General features: G+C 69.0%; 14 protein-coding genes. 12 read left to right on the top strand and 2 right to left on the bottom strand.

Annotation, left to right across the window (positions count from 1 at the left end; genetic code table 11):
• Nucleotides 1-74 precede the first annotated feature (74 nt).
• A complete protein-coding gene (locus LQF10_RS09645) occupies nucleotides 75-1,856 on the bottom strand; it encodes a DEAD/DEAH box helicase (protein WP_231063646.1) in 1,782 nt (593 codons plus the stop codon).
• 294 nt (nucleotides 1,857-2,150) lie between these two features.
• Between LQF10_RS09645 and LQF10_RS09640 the strand changes: the two genes are divergently transcribed.
• The 4 genes from LQF10_RS09640 (at nucleotide 2,151) to LQF10_RS09625 (ending at nucleotide 8,257) form a co-directional block, all read left to right on the top strand.
• On the top strand, nucleotides 2,151-3,851 hold the full coding sequence (locus LQF10_RS09640; RefSeq protein WP_231063645.1) for a dynamin family protein: 1,701 nt from the start codon (nucleotides 2,151-2,153) through the stop codon (nucleotides 3,849-3,851).
• On the top strand, nucleotides 3,848-5,512 hold the full coding sequence (locus tag LQF10_RS09635) for a GTPase (RefSeq protein WP_231063644.1): 1,665 nt from the start codon (nucleotides 3,848-3,850) through the stop codon (nucleotides 5,510-5,512). Before LQF10_RS09640 ends, LQF10_RS09635 begins: the two co-directional genes overlap by 4 nt.
• Nucleotides 5,513-5,597: 85 nt before the next feature.
• Entirely contained in the window at nucleotides 5,598-7,469 is a 1,872-nt protein-coding gene (gene aspS, locus LQF10_RS09630) for an aspartate--tRNA ligase (protein ID WP_231063643.1), read from the top strand.
• Nucleotides 7,466-8,257 (top strand): GNAT family N-acetyltransferase, encoded by a 792-nt coding sequence (locus LQF10_RS09625; protein ID WP_231063642.1) that lies wholly within the window; start codon nucleotides 7,466-7,468, stop codon nucleotides 8,255-8,257. The genes aspS and LQF10_RS09625 overlap by 4 nt, the downstream gene beginning before the upstream one ends.
• A gap of 30 nt (nucleotides 8,258-8,287) precedes the next feature.
• Here the strand turns inward: LQF10_RS09625 and LQF10_RS09620 are convergent, their stop codons facing one another.
• Entirely contained in the window at nucleotides 8,288-10,573 is a 2,286-nt protein-coding gene (locus LQF10_RS09620; RefSeq protein WP_231063641.1) for an MMPL family transporter, read from the bottom strand.
• Nucleotides 10,574-10,625: 52 nt separating this feature from the next.
• Here LQF10_RS09620 and LQF10_RS09615 point away from each other — a divergent pair, with 52 nt between their 5' ends.
• The 8 genes from LQF10_RS09615 (at nucleotide 10,626) to LQF10_RS09580 (ending at nucleotide 19,377) form a co-directional block, all read left to right on the top strand.
• Nucleotides 10,626-11,978, top strand: a complete 1,353-nt coding sequence (locus LQF10_RS09615; RefSeq protein WP_231063640.1) for a replication-associated recombination protein A — start codon at nucleotides 10,626-10,628, stop codon at nucleotides 11,976-11,978.
• Nucleotides 11,979-12,639: 661 nt separating this feature from the next.
• On the top strand, nucleotides 12,640-13,266 hold the full coding sequence (gene rpsD / locus LQF10_RS09610) for a 30S ribosomal protein S4 (protein ID WP_231063639.1): 627 nt from the start codon (nucleotides 12,640-12,642) through the stop codon (nucleotides 13,264-13,266).
• 151 nt (nucleotides 13,267-13,417) lie between these two features.
• On the top strand, nucleotides 13,418-13,774 hold the full coding sequence (locus tag LQF10_RS09605; protein WP_231063638.1) for a DUF948 domain-containing protein: 357 nt from the start codon (nucleotides 13,418-13,420) through the stop codon (nucleotides 13,772-13,774).
• Complete coding sequence (locus LQF10_RS09600; RefSeq protein WP_231063637.1) at nucleotides 13,771-14,094, top strand: hypothetical protein; 324 nt, start codon at nucleotides 13,771-13,773, stop codon at nucleotides 14,092-14,094. The genes LQF10_RS09605 and LQF10_RS09600 overlap by 4 nt, the downstream gene beginning before the upstream one ends.
• Before the next feature lie 67 nt (nucleotides 14,095-14,161).
• Nucleotides 14,162-16,861: an alanine--tRNA ligase gene (gene alaS / locus LQF10_RS09595; RefSeq protein ID WP_231063636.1), complete on the top strand. Its 2,700-nt coding sequence runs from the start codon at nucleotides 14,162-14,164 to the stop codon at nucleotides 16,859-16,861.
• Nucleotides 16,854-17,357 (top strand): Holliday junction resolvase RuvX, encoded by a 504-nt coding sequence (ruvX, locus tag LQF10_RS09590; RefSeq protein WP_231063635.1) that lies wholly within the window; start codon nucleotides 16,854-16,856, stop codon nucleotides 17,355-17,357. Before alaS ends, ruvX begins: the two co-directional genes overlap by 8 nt.
• Nucleotides 17,354-18,493: an endolytic transglycosylase MltG gene (gene mltG, locus LQF10_RS09585; RefSeq protein ID WP_231063634.1), complete on the top strand. Its 1,140-nt coding sequence runs from the start codon at nucleotides 17,354-17,356 to the stop codon at nucleotides 18,491-18,493. The genes ruvX and mltG overlap by 4 nt, the downstream gene beginning before the upstream one ends.
• A gap of 29 nt (nucleotides 18,494-18,522) precedes the next feature.
• On the top strand, nucleotides 18,523-19,377 hold the full coding sequence (locus LQF10_RS09580) for a shikimate dehydrogenase (protein ID WP_231063633.1): 855 nt from the start codon (nucleotides 18,523-18,525) through the stop codon (nucleotides 19,375-19,377).
• Nucleotides 19,378-19,395: the final 18 nt, after the last annotated feature.

The following is a 19,395-nucleotide window of genomic DNA, read 5'->3' as shown; positions in this document are numbered from 1 at the left end:
TGGACCGCCGCCGCTTCGTGGTGCTTTGAGTTGTTCGACGCAGTGGTTCAGCTCAGTGGCTGCGGCCGGTCAGCTCAGTGGCTGCGGCCGGCCCCTGCACCGGCGCGCGGCTTGTCCCGCCGTGCACCGTCCTTGGAGCCGAATCGGGTGTCGCGGCGCGGTCGCGCCGAGGACGGACGATCAGCACCCCGGTGACTCGTGGGCCCGGTGTCGGGTCGGATCCGCAGCGGCTGCCCGGCCACGCGTGCCACGGACAGTTTCCGGTTGGCGTCGGAGCTGAGCTCGGCGCCGATCTCCACGAGAGAGAACCGGGAGAAGATGTCGATCTTGCCCAGGTCGGAGCCGCGCAGGCCACCTTCGCCGGTGATCGCTCCCACGATGTCCTGCGGGCGTGCGCCGTGACTGTGGCCCACGGCCACGCGATACACCGTGCCGTTCGGGGTTCGGCGCCCGCGGCTGCCTGCGCCGCCACGCGCGCCCTGGCTGGGTCCACTCTCCCGGTCGAAGCGGTCTTGCGGTGCCGGAGCCTCATGCAGTTCGTCGGCGCTGCGAGGTCCGGAATCGCCCACGGCCAGGGCAAGGAGTGCCGCCGCGGTCTCCATCGGGTCACCATCGGGACCGAGGTGGTTGGCCAGGTGCTCGCGGTACATGTCCAGGCGTCCAGCTGAGATCCGCTCGCTCAGCGAATTGAGAACGCCTTGTGCGCGATGTGCGCTCACCTGTGCCGGGGTGGGAATGGTGGCCTCGGTGAGCGAGGTGCGGGTGAGGCGTTCGATGGCCGTGAGGCGTGAGCGCTCCTTCGGGGTGAAGAAGGTCAGTGCCTGACCACTGCGGCCGGCCCGTCCGGTGCGGCCGATGCGGTGCACATACGCCTCTGCTTCGCGCGGCACGTCGAAGTTGACCACCAGCCCGATCTTGTCCACGTCGAGGCCACGAGCCGCCACATCCGTGGCAACGAGCACCTGGACCGATCCCGAGCGCAGTCGTTCCACGATTCGCTCGCGTTCTTTCTGGGCCACGTCACCGCTGATCGTCGCGGCGCTCACGCCGCGCTCCTGCAGTGCGGCCCCGACCTCTTCGGCAGCCTGACGGGTACGCACGAAGACCACGGCCGCCTCGGCGTCGGTGGTGGCCAGCACGCGGGCGAGGGCGCCCACCTTGTGCCGGAACGGCACCACGGCGTAAGTCTGGGTGATGGTGTCGGTGGTCGAGGACTGCCGAGAGGTCGCCACCTCCACCGGGTTGTTCATGTGCCGGCGCGCCACCGACCGGATCGCCGGCGGCATGGTGGCTGAGAAGAGCGCGGTCTGGCGGTCCTCGGCAGCCGAGGAGAGGATCCGGTCCACATCCTCGGCGAAGCCCATCCGGAGCATTTCGTCGGCCTCATCGAGCACGAGGCTGCGCACGGCGCTGAGGTCGAGGGCGCCCTTCTCCAGCATGTCGATCACACGGCCCGGGGTACCGACCACGATCTGAGCTCCGCGGGAGAGTCCGCGCAGCTGCGGCCCGTACGGTGCACCGCCGTAGATTGCCAGCACATTCGCTCCGGAGCCACTGGCGAAGGTGGTGATGGCGTCGGCCACCTGAATGGCTAGCTCGCGGGTGGGGGTCAGCACCAGCCCCTGCACACGTGCCTGGCCGGCGTCCACGCGGGCGAGCATCGGCAGGGCGAAGGCCGCGGTCTTTCCGGTTCCGGTCTGGGCCACACCGACCAGGTCGCGCCCCTCGAGCAGAGCCGGGATAGCAGCGGACTGGATGTCAGTGGGGGTGGTGAATCCGAGGGCGGCGATGGCCGCGAGGGAGGCCTTCGGGAGGCCGAGATCGTCGAATGAGGAGGGCACGGGGGCAGCAGACATAGCGGTCCTTCAGCGGGTGAATCGATGCGGAGGCCACGGACCGGTCGGTCCTGCTCCGCGTTGGCCCTCACTCCATGCGCCACGTGCTGGCGTCCAAAGGCGGTGCTTCCGCCAGGGCCCTGTGCGGGATCTGCGCTCCAGGTACGCCGACCATCTTACGGCCCAAGGCCCCCGCAATGGTGCCGCTGTGCGCAACGTCACCACTGGCCGGCCCGGATCAGCAGGGCCGGCACGCCTCCAGCATGGCCGGCGACCAGATGTGGCCCCGAGGGCAGGGCTGGCATGATCGCTGTCATGGACGATGCGCTGCAGGCCCTCCGGGATGCCGTCGCCGGTGCGCAACTTCCGCTGCAGACCCCCGACGCGCCGGTCGCCCGGCGCCACCGCGCGCAGTTGCAGGCCCAGCTCGAGGACTACGTCATGCCCCGGGCGTCCTCACTGGAGGCGCCGCTGCTCGCCGTCGTGGGTGGTTCCACAGGCGCCGGAAAGTCCACCCTTGTCAACGCGCTGGTCGGTGACCGGGTGGCCACGACCGGGGCGCTGCGGCCCACCACACGGGACCCGCTGCTCATCCACCATCCGAGCGATGCGACGTGGTTCGTTCGCCCTCGCGTGTTGCCGCACCTTGCGCGCGTCCAGGGCGCGACCGTCCCGGACGAGGGCACCGGAGCAGTCGTGCGTCTCCTGGAGACCGAGCGGGTGGGCCCTGGGCTGGCTCTCCTGGACGCCCCGGACATCGACTCTGTGGTGGACGCGAACCGCGCGCTGGCCGGCCAACTACTCGCGGCGGCCGATCTGTGGATCTTCGTGACCACGGCACACCGGTACGCCGATGCGGTGCCCTGGGACCTGCTGCGCGATGCCGCCCGGCGAGACGCCGTGGTCGCCGTGGTACTCGACCGCATCCCCGCCGCTGTGCTGGCGGAGGTCAGCGACGACCTCGCCGGCATGCTCCGGGCCGAAGGGCTTGCGCAGGCGCCGCTGTTCCTGTTGACCGAGACCGAACTGGACGCTCGGGGGATGCTCCCGGAGGGTGCTGTCGACGATCTCGCGGCGTGGCTGCGCCACCTCACCGACGATGCGTCCGCGCGAGCCGATGTGGCCCGCCAGACCTTGCACGGTGCTGTGCGCGGCGCGGCCGGCGGCGCCACCCAGTTGGCCGATGCCGTGGACGCGCAGCAGCACCTCGCGCGCGATCTGCACCAACGGATCGAGGCCGCGTACGACACCTCCGATCTGCTGGCCACGCTTGCCGACGGCGCACTGTTGCGCGGTGAGGTGCTCTCCCGGTGGCAGGACTTCGTCGGCACCGGGGAGTTCTTCCGCTCGGTGGAGCAGAAGGTCGGCCGGGCGAGGGACCGGGTGACGGCGTTCCTCACCGGCCGCCCCCAGCCCGCTCAGAAGGTCGAGGAGGCCATCGGACATGGCGTGCATGTGGTGCTCGTCGACCAGGCGAACACAGCCGCCGAACGGGCCTACCGCGCCTTCTCCACCGAACCGGCAGGGCGAGCCCTGCTCAACGAGCATCCCGGGCACGCCCTCGAAGCCGCCGACGCCGGATTTGCCGACCGCGCCGCCGAGCAGATCCGAGCCTGGCAGCACTTCCTGCTCGAGCTGGTCCAGCATGAGGGTCAGGACAAGCGCACGACAGCCCGGATTATGGCCTTCGGCGTGAACGGGGTGGCCGTGGTGCTCATGGTGGTGGCATTCGCGTCCACTGGTGGCCTGATCGGCGCCGAGGTGGCCATCGCCGGCGGCACGGCAGTGGTCGCGCAGAAGCTGCTCGAAGCGATCTTCGGAGATCAGGCGGTCCGCCGGCTGGCCGAGCGGGCACGCGAGGATCTGCACAGCCGGGTCCAGGCGCTGTTCCTCCAGGAACAGCAGCGCTTCTCAGCGCTGGTGCCCGAAGCCGGCACGGTTGCCGATTCCGCCGCTGCGCTGCGCGCGGCCGCAGCGGGAGCGATCGCTGCCGTCGATGCGACGGGCCGGTCATGAGAGCACGATCGATCCCGTTCGCCGATCAGCTGGATGCGCTCGCTGAGGCGCTGGACGCCGTCGACGAGCTCAACGTTCCCGCGGATCCACACCTCGACCGGGCGAAGGACGCGGCCGGTACGGCGCTGCGCCACGCACACGAACGCGGCGGCCTGTCCGCGGCACACACGGTGGTTGCCCTCGCCGGAGCCACTGGAAGCGGGAAGTCCTCGCTCACCAATGCCCTTGCCGGGCACACGGTCACTGATGTCGGCCCGCGCCGGCCGACGACCGCTCACCCAGTGGCGATCACCTGGGGAATGGAGCCCGCAGGGGCGCTGCTGGACTGGCTCGGTATCGAACGCCGGGTCGTCGGCGAGGGTGCCGGACTCGACGGGCTCGTGCTGGTCGACCTGCCGGATATCGACTCAGTCCGCACCGACCACCACGAGCGCGCCGCCCGGCTCGCGGAACGGGTCGACATGCTCGTGTGGGTCCTGGACCCGCAGAAGTACGCCGACGCGGTGGTGCACCAGCACTACCTTCGCCCGATGGCCCGCCATGCCGAGGTGACGGTGGCCGTCCTGAACCAGGTGGACACGCTCAATCCGGCGGACGCCAAGGCCGTCCTGGCCGATCTGCGCGAGCGGATGGCCGAGGACGGGCTCGCTGGGATCCCCGTGCTGGGCGTCTCGGCCACCACGGGACAGGGGCTCAGCGACCTACGCGAGACACTCGCCGACGTGGTAGCCCGTCGCGGTGCGGCCAGGGCACGTCTCGCCGCCGATGTGGCCACCGCTGCAGACCTGCTCGCCGACGCCTGCCCACCGGGAGCGCCTGCCGCGCTCACCGCCGCCCATCGCCGACGCCTCACCGATCGGCTCACCGCAGCGGCCGGTGTGGATCGGGTGGCCGGCGCGGTCGCCGGGTCCTACCGCCATCATGCACGGGCTCGCGCAGGCTGGCCCGTGACGCGCTGGCTCGGCCGATTCCGCCCCGATCCGTTGCGCCGCCTCCATCTGGGCCGGGCAGGGCCGGTGCGTTCGGGCGAGGGAACGGACGCCCCGGTGGTGGTGGCCTCCTCAGGCACACCCGCGTCGCCGTCCGTGCGCGCGGAGGTGACCACAGCGTTGCGGGCACTCGGGGACGACGCTGCTCAGGCTTCCCAGGGCCCCTGGCGGGATCATCTGCGCGCCGGTGCGCTCGCCCGCGCCGAGGAGCTGGCGGACGCCCTCGATGCGGCCGTGGTGTCCCACCGGGTCGTGCGGACCCGCGATCCGCACTGGTTCGGTGCATTCTCGGCGGTGCAGTGGATGTGGTTCGCCCTGGCGGTGGCCGGCGCACTCTGGCTCGCCGTGATCGCCGGGATCCGGTACCTGGGGCTCCCGGCACCATGGACCCCGCAGCTGGGCCCCGTACCCGCACAGCAGCCCTGGCCCGAACTTCCGGGTCTGCCGTGGCCGACCGCGCTGTTCCTCGGTGGGGCGCTGCTCGGCGTCCTCACCGCGCTCCTGACGGCGGTGCTCGCCCGGGTGGGCGCCGCACGCCGCCGCCGACGTGCACGAGCTGAGCTCGTCCGTGCGGTGGAGCAGGTTGCTGACAAGGTGGTGCTGGCCGAGGTGCGGCACCGGGTGGAGCGCGCGCAGCTGTACACCCGCTCGGTGCAGCGTGCCCAGGGTTGACCATGCGGCTCCGGCCTGGGCTGGCCATTAGGATTCGCAGGGGCCGCCGATCGGGCGGCCGCCTGAAACGTCCAGGAGGATCTTCGTGCTTCGCACCCACCAGTCCGGCACTCTGCGGGCCGCCGACATCGGCACCACCGTCACCCTGACCGGGTGGGTGGACCGTCGCCGCGATCACGGCGGGGTGGCGTTCCTGGACCTGCGCGATGCCTCCGGCATCGTCCAGGTGGTCGTGCGCGATGAGGAGGTGGCGCACCCGCTGCGCTCGGAGTTCGTCCTGCAGGTGAGCGGTACGGTCGCGCAGCGACCCGAGGGCAATGCCAACCCGAACCTCAACACCGGCGAGATCGAGGTGATCGCAAGCACCGTCGTCGTGCTCAACGAGAGCGCCGCGTTGCCGTTCCAGGTCTCCACCGCCCTCGATGAGCAGGTGAGCGTGGGGGAGGAGGTGCGCCTGGCGCACCGCTACCTGGACCTGCGCCGCCCCGGACCGGCGCACGCGATTCGGCTGCGCTCGGCCGTGAACCGTGCCGCACGTGAGGTGCTCGACTCGCGCGACTTCGTGGAGATCGAGACGCCCACGCTGACCCGGTCCACGCCCGAGGGGGCCCGCGACTTCGTGGTGCCCGCACGTCTGGCGCCCGGCTCCTGGTACGCCCTCCCACAGTCGCCGCAGCTGTTCAAGCAGCTGCTCATGGTGGCCGGGATGGAGCGCTACTACCAGATCGCCCGGTGCTACCGGGATGAGGACTTCCGCGCCGACCGTCAGCCGGAGTTCACCCAGCTCGACGTGGAGATGAGCTTCGTCGAGCAGGACGATGTGATCGAACTGGCCGAGCGGATCCTGGTGGCCCTGTGGGAGCTCATCGGGTACTCGATCCAGACCCCGATCCCGCGGATGACCTATGCCGAGGCGATGCGCCGGTACGGCACCGACAAGCCGGACCTGCGCTTCGAGCTGGAGCTGACGGAGCTCACCGACTACTTCTCCGACACCCCGTTCCGGGTGTTCCAGGCACCGTACGTGGGCGCCGTGGTGATGCCAGGAGGCGGTTCGCAGCCACGCCGGCAGTTCGACGCCTGGCAGGAGTGGGCGAAGCAGCGCGGTGCCAAGGGACTGGCGTATGTGACGATCGCCGAGGACGGTGAACTGGGCGGCCCAGTCGCCAAGAACCTCTCCGAGGCCGAGCGTGCCGGCCTGGTCGAGGCCGTCGGCGCCAAGCCCGGTGACTGTGTCTTCTTCGCTGCCGGAAAGCCGGCGCAGGCCCGGGCACTCCTGGGTGCGGCCCGGCTGGAGATCGGCAAGCGGTGCGAGCTCATCGACCCCGACGCCTGGGCGTTCCTGTGGGTGGTGGATGCGCCGCTGTTCAAGCCGACCGGCGAGGACGACGACGTGGCCGTGGGTGCCGGTGCCTGGACCGCCGTGCACCACGCCTTCACCTCGCCCACCCCGGAGTGGATCGACCGGTTCGAGGAGGACCCGGGCAGCGCGTTGGCCTACGCCTACGACATCGTCTGCAACGGCAACGAGATCGGCGGCGGATCGATCCGTATTCACCGCCAGGACGTGCAGCGCCGAGTCTTTGAGGTGATGGGTATCGGCGCCGAGGAAGCCCAGGAGAAGTTCGGCTTCCTGCTCGACGCCTTCGCCTACGGCGCCCCGCCGCACGGCGGGATCGCGTTCGGCTGGGACCGGATCGTGACCCTGCTGGCCAAGGCGGACTCGATCCGCGATGTGATCGCGTTCCCGAAGTCCGGCGGCGGATACGACGCGCTCACCGGTGCACCCGCGCCGATCTCCGCGCAGCAGCGCAAGGAAGCCGGGGTGGACGCCAGGGCCGAATCGGCCACACTGGGCGAACAGGGCAAGCAGGGCAAGCAGGGCAAGCACAGCAGAGATCGCGAGGCGGCCGCCACAGCAGAGGGCCCCGACGGCGGTACGCACCCCCCGCAGTGACCGTCCGACGAGCCGTGGTCCGGGACGTCACGGACCTGGGGAAGTCATGGAGCGACCACCCGGTCCTGCGTGCCGACGTCCCGCGCTATCGCGACGCGGTGGCCTGGAGCACCGAGCAGGCCGTGGCGCTGACCGTTGCGGCGGGCGAGTCGGGCAGACGGGCACTGATCGGCCTCGGTGAGCCTCACGCGTTGGCCGACCTGGTGGCGAGCGACGTGGCCACGGCCGGCCGCGCGAGCCAGGCAGCGCTCGGCCCGGGTGCACCGGCGGTGGTGAGCCTCACGCGTGGGGCCTGGGACCTGCTGCCTGATGGGGTGCGGGAGCGGCTGGCCGTGCCGCGAGTGAGCCATTGGGACTGGATGCTCTGCACTGCCGCGCCACCACCCCAGCTGGACGAGGACTCGGTGATCGAGCTCGATCCGGTCACCGATCGGGTCGCGATGGCGGCCCTGCAAGGCACGGCACTCCCGCACTCCTACACCAGCCTGGACAAGCCGGCCACGCGCTGGTTCGGGTGGCGGGACGGCGGCGGGGCGCTGCGGTGTATGGCGGCTGCAAGCGACTGGGAGGCCGAGGTGCACCTGGGTTCGATCGCGACGCATCCCGACGTTCGCCGTCGGGGGCTGGGCTCTGCCGTGACTGCCGCGGTGACCCGCCTCGGCCTGGCGGCGACGGGGCAGGTGAGCCTGGCACTGTACGCGGACAATCACGACGCCCGCCGCGTGTACGAACGGCTCGGGTTCACCCTCGTGCAGGAGTGGGAGAGCCGGCGCCCGGCCGATGCCTGAGCGCTCGTGATCCACGCTCGCCGAGGCGAGTCAGTGCGCGATTCCGAAGCGGCCGTGTAGCGCGCGCAGCGGGCGGGGCGCCCACCAGTTGCGGTGCCCCAGCAGTGTCATCGTGGCGGGAACGAGCAGCATCCGCACCAAGGTGGCGTCGATCAGCACGGTGGCCGCGAGAGCGAACCCGGCCTGCTTGATCACCACCAGCTCGCCGCTGATGAATCCGGCGAAGACCACGATGATCACCAGCGCGGCGGAGGTGATGATGCGTCCGGACTGTTGCAGTCCATCGCGCACGGCCGCGTCGTTGTCGCCGGCGAGGGAACCGTGCGCGCCGCCGTCGTAGAACTCCTTGATCCGTGCGATCAGGAACACTTCGTAGTCCATCGCCAGACCGAAGCCGAACGCCACCACCACAGCCACCACGTAGGACTCCAGGCCACCGACCGGCTCGAACCCGAGCAGGCCGGAGAGGTGACCTTCCTGGAATACCCAGGTGGTGACGCCCAGTGACGCGGCCAACGAGAGGGTGTTCACGGCGAGTGCCTTCAACGGCACCAGGATTGAGCCGGTCATCAGGAACAGCAGCACCAAGGTGGCCAGCACCACCACCGAGACGGCTATCGGTAGACCGTCCACGAGGGCATCGGTGAAGTCGATCTGGTTGGCGGCCTGGCCGAGCACCCAGAACGTTGAATCCGCTCCTGCCCCGGTGCCCTCGCGCATATCCCGGATGGACTCGACCACGGTGGCGGCCTCGGCACCCCCCGGGTCGATCCCGTCGGCGAGGCGCACGCCGAGCAGCATGTGCTCCTCGCTCACCGGCTGCGCCGGGTCCACACCGGCCACGTCGTCGATCCGGGCGATCTGGTCGGCAAGAGCATCCTCGTCGCCGGTCTCGACGAGCACCTGGACCGGAGGCTGGCCCAGCATCGGGTACTGACGCTCAATGGTCTCGATCACGTCGCGTTGCTCTGTGCCGGGCGGCAGCAGGTCAATGGTGGAGTTGCGCATCTGCAGGCCCAGAAGCGGTGAGGCGAGGAAGACCAGCACGAGGCCGGTGCCGAGCAGAACCAGCCACGGATGCCGCTGCACCCGCTCGGCGAGGGCGGAGAACACCCCGCGCGCCGGTGCCGTCTCACCGAATCGGCCAAGCAGGAGACGCAGGCCCGGGATCCGCATGAGGATGGACGGGCGCACCATTCGCCGCCCCCGCCAAGCCAGCAGCGCCGGCACCAGGGTGAGGGCCGAGAGCAGCGCAATGACCACCACAGACAGACCCGCTGCACCCAGCGAGCGGAGGATGTCCGGGCGGAGCAGCAACAGGCCACCCACGGCGATCGCCACGATGAGAGCCGAGAACGCCACAGTGCGTCCCGCCGTGGTCATCGTGGTCTGCATCGCCCGCACCACAGCACCGTCGCGGCGGTGCGCATGCCGTCGGCGGCGCCCCGGCGCCGTGTCCGCGAGTTCGGCATCGACCTCGCGACGGATCTCGGCCCGGAACCGTGACACGATCAGCAGCCCGTAGTCGATCGACAGGCCCAGGCCGAGGACCGTGACGACGTTCACCACCACCGAGTCCAGGTCAACCACGGCGGAGAAGCCCCACAGCACCCCCAATCCGCCCGCGATCGAGGCCAGTGCACCGGCGAGCGGCATCCCCGCGGCGAGGAACCCACCGAAGACGACCACCATCACGAGCAGGGAGATCGGCAAGGCGACCATCTCCCCGGTAACGAGGTCGTCCTCCATCTGCCCGACGATCGCCTCGGTGATCAGCGTGGGACTGGAGATCTGCGTGGTGGCACCGATCTCGGTGCCGAAGGCGGTGAGTTCATCGACCACCAGCGCGTGCACGCCCTCCTCGTCAGCAGAGTCGAGATCGGGCGTGAGGTTCACCGTGACGATGAGACCGTCGCCGTCGGCTGCGACGAATGGTGCGGCCTGTTCGGACTCCAGTCCGCCGGGGAAGGCGAAGGCGTCCGTCACGGCCTCGACCCCGTCGGTGGCCAGGAGTCTGGAGTGCATCGCGGCGGCTGCTCGCCCGACGGTGGTCACCGTCTCCGGATCGGTGAGATCGACCTCGGTGAGCACGGCGGTCACGCTCGGGCCGTCGTCGGAGGCTTCCTCGATGAGGGTGCGCGCCTCCTGGCTTTCCGAACCCGGGACCCGCGGCTCACCCGAGTGCAGGCGATCGAACAGACCCTGGGAGCCGAACCCGGTGAGCGCGAGAGTGCCGGCAACGGCCACCAGAAGCAGCCATGCGATAACGAGGCGACGGGGATGATGGGCGGCCGTGCGCCCGAGACGGTCGAACACGACGCCATCATGGCAGGCTCAGGATGTCACCGGTGGCGCGTAGGCTTCACGGGTGGACCTGTTTGAGTCAGCCGGCACCGATGATGCGGGTGTCCCGCAGCCCTCTGCCGGGGCACCGCTCGCGGTCCGGATGCGACCGTCCCAGCCCGCGGAGGTGCTCGGGCAGTCGCATCTGCTGGAAGCCGGATCGCCGCTGCGCCGGCTGATCGACCCGCCCGAGGCGGGCGCACTTCCGCCATCGTCGGTGATCCTGTGGGGCCCGCCGGGAACGGGGAAGACGACCCTGGCGTACCTGGTCGCGCACGTCTCCGGGCGCCGGTTCGTGGAACTGTCCGCGGTGACCGCCGGGGTGAAGGACGTGCGGACGGTGATCTCCGATGCCCGACGGCGGTTGGCGGGCTCGGGGGAGGAGACGGTGCTGTTCATCGACGAGGTGCACCGTTTCTCCAAGACGCAGCAGGACGCGCTGCTGCCGGCCGTGGAGAACCGGTGGGTCACGTTGATGGCAGCCACCACCGAGAACCCCTCCTTCGCGGTGATCTCGCCGCTGCTGTCCCGCTCGATCATGCTCACCTTGCGGTCCTTGGAGACTGCGGATCTGGACGCCTTGATCACTCGTGCGTTGAGCGATGAGCGTGGTCTGGGCGGCCGCATCTCGCTTGAGGACGATGCTCGTGAGTACCTGCTCCGGCTCGCCGGGGGCGATGCGCGCAAGGCGTTGACCATTCTGGAGGCGGCGGCAGGTACGGCCGCGAGTGCCCAGGCGGAGAGCATCACGTTGGAGGCGATGGAGCGTGCCATTGACGTGGCTGCCGTGCGCTATGACCGGGACGGTGATCAGCACTACGACGTGATCAGTGCGTTCATCAAGTCGATGCGCGGAAGCGATGTCGATGCTGCACTGCATTACCTGGCGCGGATGGTGGTGGCGGGGGAGGACCCGCGGTTCATCGCCCGCCGTATCGTGATCGCCGCGTCCGAGGATGTGGGAATGGCCGATCCGACCGCGCTGCAGACGGCCGTGGCGGCGGCTCAGGCGGTGGCGCTGATCGGAATGCCCGAGGGGCGGATCATCCTCGCCCAGGCGGTGGTGCACGTGGCCAGCGCGCCGAAGTCGAATGCGTCCTATGCGGGGATCAATGCCGCCATCGCCGATGTGCAGGCGGGGCGAATCGGGGTGGTGCCCGCGCACCTGCGTGATTCCCACTATGCGGGTGCTCAGCGGATCGGCCATGGCGCCGGGTACGTGTACTCCCATGACGAGCCGCACGGTGTGGCCCGGCAGGAGTACCTGCCGGAGGTGCTGGCCGGGTCGCGGTACTACACACCCACTGACCGCGGCTTCGAACGCACTCTGACCGAGCGTCTCGACCGCGTGCGCGACCTCCTCGGCCGCACCACCTGACCCTCGCCCCCTTGCGCGAGTGCGGCCGATCTCGCTCACCTGCGGAGATATTCGCGAGATCTCCCGCACTCGGTGAGCAATGAGTGCGGTCTCATACGGCAGAGCCGCGCGATCGCTGGGCGATTGCCGGCGCACCCGGACGATCAGCGCGGTCACGTGGCTGAATGCATAGTGCGCATGCAGAGCGGGGACGTAGGACGCACAGCGTGACCACAATTCCGGCGTGCCGGCCGCTGGCGTGGGAATGCTGCGAACTCCCCAGAGTGGCGCATCGAGGGTGGACCGTTGTCACTGTCCCCGCGTCGCGCCGGCTTCAAGAGCGTCAGCGACACTGAAGGTGCCTGCCGTCAGCACATCGGGCAATGGGGTCGGCCGTCGAGACATGCCATGACTTCAGTCCAACCGCCTCATCGGCCGCACTCGCGATGGGGTGGTGGGTTCGGGCCGGGGTGTGATGGTGGGCTGGTGTGCGGGTGGGGAGCAGGACGTGGTGGGTGCGGTAGAGTAGTGGGGTTGCCCAGTCGGGCACACCTGGGGTCTTAGCCGATGGTCTCCGCCCACATCATGGGAATCGACCTGGAGTTGGCCCCACACCCACGTCCTCGGCCTGCACAGTGCTGGGACGGGTGTGACGTCATCCTCAACACGACAGGAACAATCTATGGCATCGCAGAACCGCACGCGCCGGCAGGTCCGGCTCTCCCGTTCACTCGGGTTGGCCCTGACCCCGAAGGCCGTCAAGTACTTCGAGAAGCGGCCCTACCCGCCGGGTGAGCACGGCCGCGCTCGTCGCCGGACCGAGTCCGACTACGCCGTGCGTCTGAAGGAGAAGCAGCGGCTGCGCGCGCAGTACGGTCTCCGCGAGGCGCAGATGCGCCGGGCGTTCGCTGAGGCTCGTCACGAGCAGGGCCTGACCGGTGAGTCCTTGGTCGAGCTGCTCGAGATGCGCTTGGACGCACTCGTGCTGCGCGCCGGCTTCGGCCGCACGATGGCCCAGGCTCGTCAGGCCGTGGTGCACCGCCACATCCTCGTCGACGGCAAGCTCGTGGACCGCCCCTCCTTCCGGGTCAAGCCCGGACAGGTCATCCAGGTCAAGCCCCGCAGCCAGACCATGGTGCCCTTCCAGGTCGCGGCCGCTGGTGCGCACCGGGACGTGCTGCCCACAGTGCCGGAGTACCTCGACGTGCAGATTGAGAAGCTCCGCTTCGAGCTGACCCGCCGCCCGAAGCGGGCTGAAGTGCCGATCACCTGCGACGTGCAGCTGGTCGTTGAGCACTACTCACGCTGACTCACCTGTTTGACGCGCCCCGGGCGACGGCACTCTCGCCGTCCCTGGGGCGTTGTCATATCCACCCAGTGGGGCCGCCGCTACGGTGGGTGCCGCGGGGTAGTCTCGCCCCTGGAGTGCTTGCCCTCAAGACGTAGGAGAACTTTCAGCCATGTCTCTCGGTGACATCGCCGGACTCATCGCGGCGATCGCGTTCGTATTACTCGTGGGCGCACTGGCCGTGCCGCTGCTCAAGCTTGGGCGGGTGATGGACGAAGCGCGCAAGAGTCTCTCTGACGTGACCGAGCACACCCTGCCCGTGATCGACGAAGCGGCCGTGACGATCAGCTCGACCAACGCTCAGATCAGCAAGGTGGACACGGTCACCACCGCCGCTGCCGAGGTGTCCACCAACGTCTCAGCGCTCACCTCGCTCGTGGCAGCCACCGTGGGCGCCCCCCTGATCAAGATCGCAGCGTTCTCACTGGCTGTGCGCGGCCTCTTCGGCAAGGGGGAGAAGAGCACGTGAAGCGATTGCTGTGGATTGGCGTCGGAGTCGGGATCACCGTGGTCGTGCTGCGTCAGCTGGGTAGGGCGAACGAACGTGTGGGTGCGATCACCCACGCGGTGAGCCCCGCGGGGCTCGCGGAATCGGTCACCACCTTGGCCGGTGCAGCGAAGGAACTCACCGAACAGCTGCGGTCATCGATGGCCGAGCACGAAGCCTCGCTGACGGCGGCCCTGTTGCCCAGCGAAGAGGAAGCGACACGGGCGCGTCACACCCGTGCCGCACGCGAGCGACGTGTCGCCGAGACGTGGCCCGACGACTTCTCTGTCGACGATCTCTGAGCCCACACCGGCCTGGCACCTTGACCCTTCATCCGAGTCCCCGCTGAACTGAAACGAACGAGAACCCATGCGCACCGCCGAGATTCGCAACCGATGGCTGACCTACTTCTCCGAGCGCGGTCACACCGTGGTGCCGAGCGCGCCGCTGATCTCGCCAGATCCGTCAGTGCTGTTCACGATCGCCGGGATGGTCCCCTTCATCCCCTACATCGTCGGCACCGAGGAGGCGCCCTACTCGCGCGCGGTGAGTGTGCAGAAGTGCATCCGCACCAACGACATCGAGAACGTCGGGGTGACCACCCGGCACGGCACGTTCTTCCAGATGTGCGGGAACTTCTCGTTCGGCGACTACTTCAAGTCCGAGTCGATCGGCTTCTCCTGGGAGCTGCTCACCGGGTCCACCAGAGACGGTGGGTTCGGTCTCGATGGCGATCGGCTCTGGGTGACGATTTGGAACGAGGACGCTGAGGCTGAGCGTGCCCTCCTGGAGATCGGTGTAGACCCGCGGCATATCGTCAAGCTCACGCGCGAGGAAAATTTCTGGGACACCGGCCAGCCCGGTCCCGCGGGCCCGTGTGCGGAGTTCCACTATGACCGCGGGCCCGCGTACGGGCCAGACGCCGAGGGCGGAACTGTCGATCCCGGCGGCGACCGCTACCTGGAGATCTACAACAACGTCTTCGACCAGTTCCTTCGTGGACCTGGCGCGGGCAAGGACTACCCGCTGCTCGGCGAACTGGAGCGGAAGTCGATCGACACCGGCCTCGGGCTCGAGCGCCTCGCCACGATTCTGCAGGACCGAGAGAACCTGTACGAGATCGACCAGACGTACCCGCTCATCCAGACCGTGGAAGAGCTCTCTGGTGCCCAGTATCAGCTCGGCAGGAACTCTGCCGACCCGGATCAGGTACGCATGCGAGTGGTGGCCGACCACGTGCGATCGGCCCTGATGCTGATCGGCGACGGCGTCCGCCCCGGCAATGACGGTCGCGGTTACGTGCTGCGCCGCCTGATCCGGCGTGCGGTCCGGTCGATGCGTCTGCTTGGCGTGACTGAGCGTGCCATGCCACATCTGATGCCCGTGGCCAAGGATGCGATGGCCGAGTCCTACCCGGAATTGGCCCAGGCGTTCGGGTCGATCAGCCAAGTGGCCTATGAGGAGGAGGACGCTTTCCGCCGTACCCTCGTCTCCGGCACGACGATTCTCGACACAGCCGTGGCCAAGGCACGTTCGGCCGGAGGGAGCCGCGCTGTCCTGCCCGGCACGGACGCGTTCGCCCTGCACGACACCTACGGCTTCCCGATCGACCTGACGCTGGAGATGGCCGCCGAGCAGGGCGTCGACGTCGATGAGGCCGGTTTCCGCAGCCTGATGGCCGAGCAGCGTTCCCGTGCCCGCGCCGACGCTCTCGCGAAGAAAACCGGGCACGTGGACCCAGCGGTCTACCAGGGTTTCCTGAGCCGCCTCGGCGGACCGGACACGTTCCTGGGCTACACCGACGATGCCGCGCAGGCACGCGTGGTCGGCCTGGTGGTCGATGGAACCTCTGCTCCGGTGGCCCAGGCCCCCGCGGAGGTGGAGGTCATCCTCGACCAGACGCCGTTCTACGCCGAGGCCGGAGGTCAGCTCGCCGACCAGGGGACGATTGCGCTGGCCGGCGGCGGCGTGGTGGACGTGGCCGACGTGCAATCCCCGGTGAAGGGGCTGCACGTCCATCGCGGCACGCTCACCGAGGGATCCATCGCCCTGGACGAGACGGCGGTCGCGACCATCGACACCCACCGCCGTCGGTCCATCGCCCGTGCACACACGGCCACCCACATGGTGCACAAGGCCCTGCATGAGTTTCTCGGGGAGCAGGCCACTCAGGCAGGATCGGAGAACGCTCCCTCCCGCCTGCGGTTCGACTTCCGGCACGGATCCTCAGTGCCCGCCTCGGTGATCTCCGAGATCGATCAGCGGGTGAACGAACGCCTGGCCGACGATCTGGACGTGACAGATCAAACGATGAGCCTGGACGAAGCCAAGGCCCAGGGTGCGATGGCACTCTTCGGGGAGAAGTACGGCGACCGCGTCCGGGTGGTCTCCATCGGAGGCGACTGGTCGAAGGAACTGTGCGCCGGCACGCACGTGGCTCGTTCGGGCGAACTCGGCCTCGTGACGGTGTTGGGGGAGTCCTCGATCGGATCGGGCGTGCGTCGAATCGATGCTCTGGTGGGCCAAGGTGCCTATGACAACCAGGCGAAAGCGCATGCGCTGGTCGGCCAGATCTCGCAACTGGTTGGCGCCCGCGGCGAGGAACTCCCCGATCGGATCTCCGGCATCCTAGGACGCCTGAAGGACGCTGAGCGCGAACTGGCCTCGCTCCGGCAGGGGCAGTTGCTCGCTCGTGCAGGCGAGTTGGCCGCATCGGCCGCCGATCGTGGCGGAATCCGGACAGTCACCGCCACCCTGGGTGAACTCACCTCCGCCGACGACGTCCGCTCGCTGGTCCTGGACATCCGGGACCGCTTGGGCTCGTCCTCGCCGTCCGTGGTCGCCTTGGGTGCCGTGGTCAAGGAGCGTCCCGTCGTGGTGGTGGCGACCAACGACGCCGCCCGGTCCGCAGGGGCGAAGGCCGGTGCGTTGGTCCGGGTGGCTGCCACCCGTCTCGGCGGTGGCGGCGGGGGGAAGGACGATATCGCCCAAGGCGGTGGCACGGATGCCGGATCGCTCGAGGAGGCGCTCCGCGCCGTAGCAGCCGACTTGGACGGTGTGCGTGCCTGAAGGATTCCGCACCGGCGTCCGGCTCGCGATCGATGTCGGCGCAGTTCGCATCGGTGTCGCGCGCTGCGATCTGCACGGAATCCTCTCCACCCCGGTGCGCACGGTCTCCCGCAAGGGCGAGCGGCACGGACTGCGCGAACTTGGTGAGCTCGTGGCCGAACACGACCCGATTGAGGTACTCGTCGGACTGCCTCGAAGCCTCGACGGAACTGAGGGGCCCGCAGCACGTGCGGTGCGGGCGTATTCTGGGGAGCTACTCCATACCATCAGGCCTGTTCCGATCCGCTTGGTGGACGAGCGACTCACCACCGTCACGGCGCACCAGGTGCTGCACGCGGCCGGTCGGAGCAGCCGCCGCCACCGGGAGGTCGTGGATCAGGTGGCCGCAGTAACGATCCTGGAGGCTGCTTTGGACGCAGAGCGTCAGCAGGGTAGGCCCCCAGGGGAGCTGATCGAGGTGGCGGGCGTAGACCATTCGAACCAGGAGGGCACGTGACGGACCTGTTCAATGACGCACCCGAGTCGACTCGGGCGCGTCGAGCATCGGCGCGTCTGCGGCAGGCGAAACGCCGTGCCCAACGGCGCCGCAACGTGGTCTCCTTCCTCGTGATGCTCGTGGCGCTGGCGTTGCTCGTGGGTGGCGGCTGGGTGCTCGTGCGTCCGCTTCTGGATGGCAATGAGCAGGCCTCCGAGGCACCCACCGACTATCCGGGCCCGGGTAACGGCGAGGTCGAGGTGGTGATCGAGGAGGGCGCGAGTGGCGGTGAGATGGCCACGGTGTTGGTCGAGGCAGATGTGGTGGCCAGCCGCACGGCCTTCGTCAATGCGTTCAATGCCAATCCGGACGCTGCGGGTATTCAACCGGGCACCCACGTGCTGATGGAGCAGATGCGCGCAGAGGATGTGGTGGCCGCGATGGCGGACGGATCGACACTCGCGGACTCGCGTATCACCATCCCTGAAGGCTGGCGTGCGGATCAGATCTATGCGCGCGTGGCCGAGCGACTCGAAGTCGATGTGGCCGAAGTCGAGGAGGCTGCGGCGAGTGTCGCGACCGACTATCTCCCCGACGTTGCAGAGGGCAACATGGAGGGCTGGCTTGCGGCGTCGACCTACAACGTCCATCCAGACGATACGGCGACTGATGTACTGGAGCGTATGGTCGATCAGACCATCGATCTTCTGGACTCAATGGACGTAGCAGCAGAAGAACGCCAAGACGTTCTCATCAAAGCGTCCATCGTCGAGGCGGAGGTCATCCTTCCGGAGGACCGTGCCCGCGCTGCCCTGGTGATTGAAAACAGACTCGACTTCTGTAACGAGAGTGGAACGCTCGGGATGGACTCCACTGTCGCCTATGGCCTGGGCATATCACTGACGGACGTGGTCTCTCAGGGCCAATCGGGCGAGGACACGCCATACAACACTCACGAGAACCCGGGTCTTCCACCTGGCCCGATCAACTCGCCGAGTCGTGAATCGATCGAGGCAACCCTCAATCCGGCCGAAGGCGATCTCTGCTACTTCGTCACGATCGACCTGGACACCGGTGAAACACGCTTCTCCGAGACCTTGACAGAGCACAACGAGAACGTCCTGCTCCTTCGGGAGTGGCAGGCCGAGAACAGTTGAGTGAGACGCCACATCATCAACGAGGGCCCGTGAAGACCGGTCGCCGCGCAGCAGTCCTCGGCCACCCGGTCGCACACTCCCTCTCCCCGGTCCTGCACCAGGCCGCCTACATGGCACTCGGGCTGACCGACTGGGAGTACCAGCTCCACGATGTCGACGAGCATGAGCTGGCCGGCTTCGTCGGCGGACTGGATGACTCCTGGGCCGGGCTCTCGTTGACCATGCCGCTCAAGCACGAATCTCTCCGCCTGGCCGACCATGTGGACGGGCTCGCCAAGGTAGTGGGGGCGGCGAACACCCTGCTGCGCCAACCTGGCGGATTGCTCGTGGCGGCGAATACCGACGTGCATGGCCTCACCGCGGCTCTGCGGGAGGTGGCACCCGAGGGCTGGAGACCGGCGCGGGCGGTGATTGTCGGAGGTGGGGCAACCGCGTCGTCTGCCGTGGCCGCCGTCGGGGAACTCGGGATCACCCACCCCACGGTGCTCGCACGGTCCTTGGCCCGGGTGGGGGCGGTGCGCCGCGCCGCCTCCCGAATGGGTGTGTCGCCCGAGTATGTCGCCCTCGACGCCCCGGAGGCTCCAGGGCTGTTCGCCGCCGCCGACGTGGTGGTGCTCACCCTGCCGCAGTACGCGGCAGATCCGCTCACGGAATGGGTCGCGGACGCCTCGTTGCGACCAGGGCAGGTGTTGCTCGATGCCGTGTACGCGGGCTGGCCGACCGCGGCCGCTTCCGCTTGGGCGCGTGCCGGTGGCGCTATCGCGCCGGGGTATCTGATGCTCCTGCACCAAGCCTGCGAACAGGTCCGCCTGATGACCGGGCGGGAGGCTCCGGTCGAGGCGATGCGCGCCGCCCTCACGCAGGCTCTCGCCGCCCGCAGCTGAACTGACACCGTGCGTTAT

The organism is Ruania halotolerans, assembly GCF_021049285.1.
In the GTDB taxonomy this organism is placed as follows: domain Bacteria; phylum Actinomycetota; class Actinomycetes; order Actinomycetales; family Beutenbergiaceae; genus Ruania; species Ruania halotolerans.
This window is presented reverse-complemented; position numbering and strand designations above follow the sequence as displayed.

Coding starts and splice junctions, on each gene's coding strand:
- LQF10_RS09645 (WP_231063646.1), bottom strand. CDS start 1,856: ATGTCTGCTGCCCCCGTGCCCTCCTCATTCGACGATCTCGGCCTCCCG.
- LQF10_RS09635 (WP_231063644.1), top strand. CDS start 3,848: ATGAGAGCACGATCGATCCCGTTCGCCGATCAGCTGGATGCGCTCGCT.
- alaS (WP_231063636.1), top strand. CDS start 14,162: ATGCGCACCGCCGAGATTCGCAACCGATGGCTGACCTACTTCTCCGAG.
- LQF10_RS09605 (WP_231063638.1), top strand. CDS start 13,418: ATGTCTCTCGGTGACATCGCCGGACTCATCGCGGCGATCGCGTTCGTA.
- LQF10_RS09640 (WP_231063645.1), top strand. CDS start 2,151: ATGGACGATGCGCTGCAGGCCCTCCGGGATGCCGTCGCCGGTGCGCAA.
- rpsD (WP_231063639.1), top strand. CDS start 12,640: ATGGCATCGCAGAACCGCACGCGCCGGCAGGTCCGGCTCTCCCGTTCA.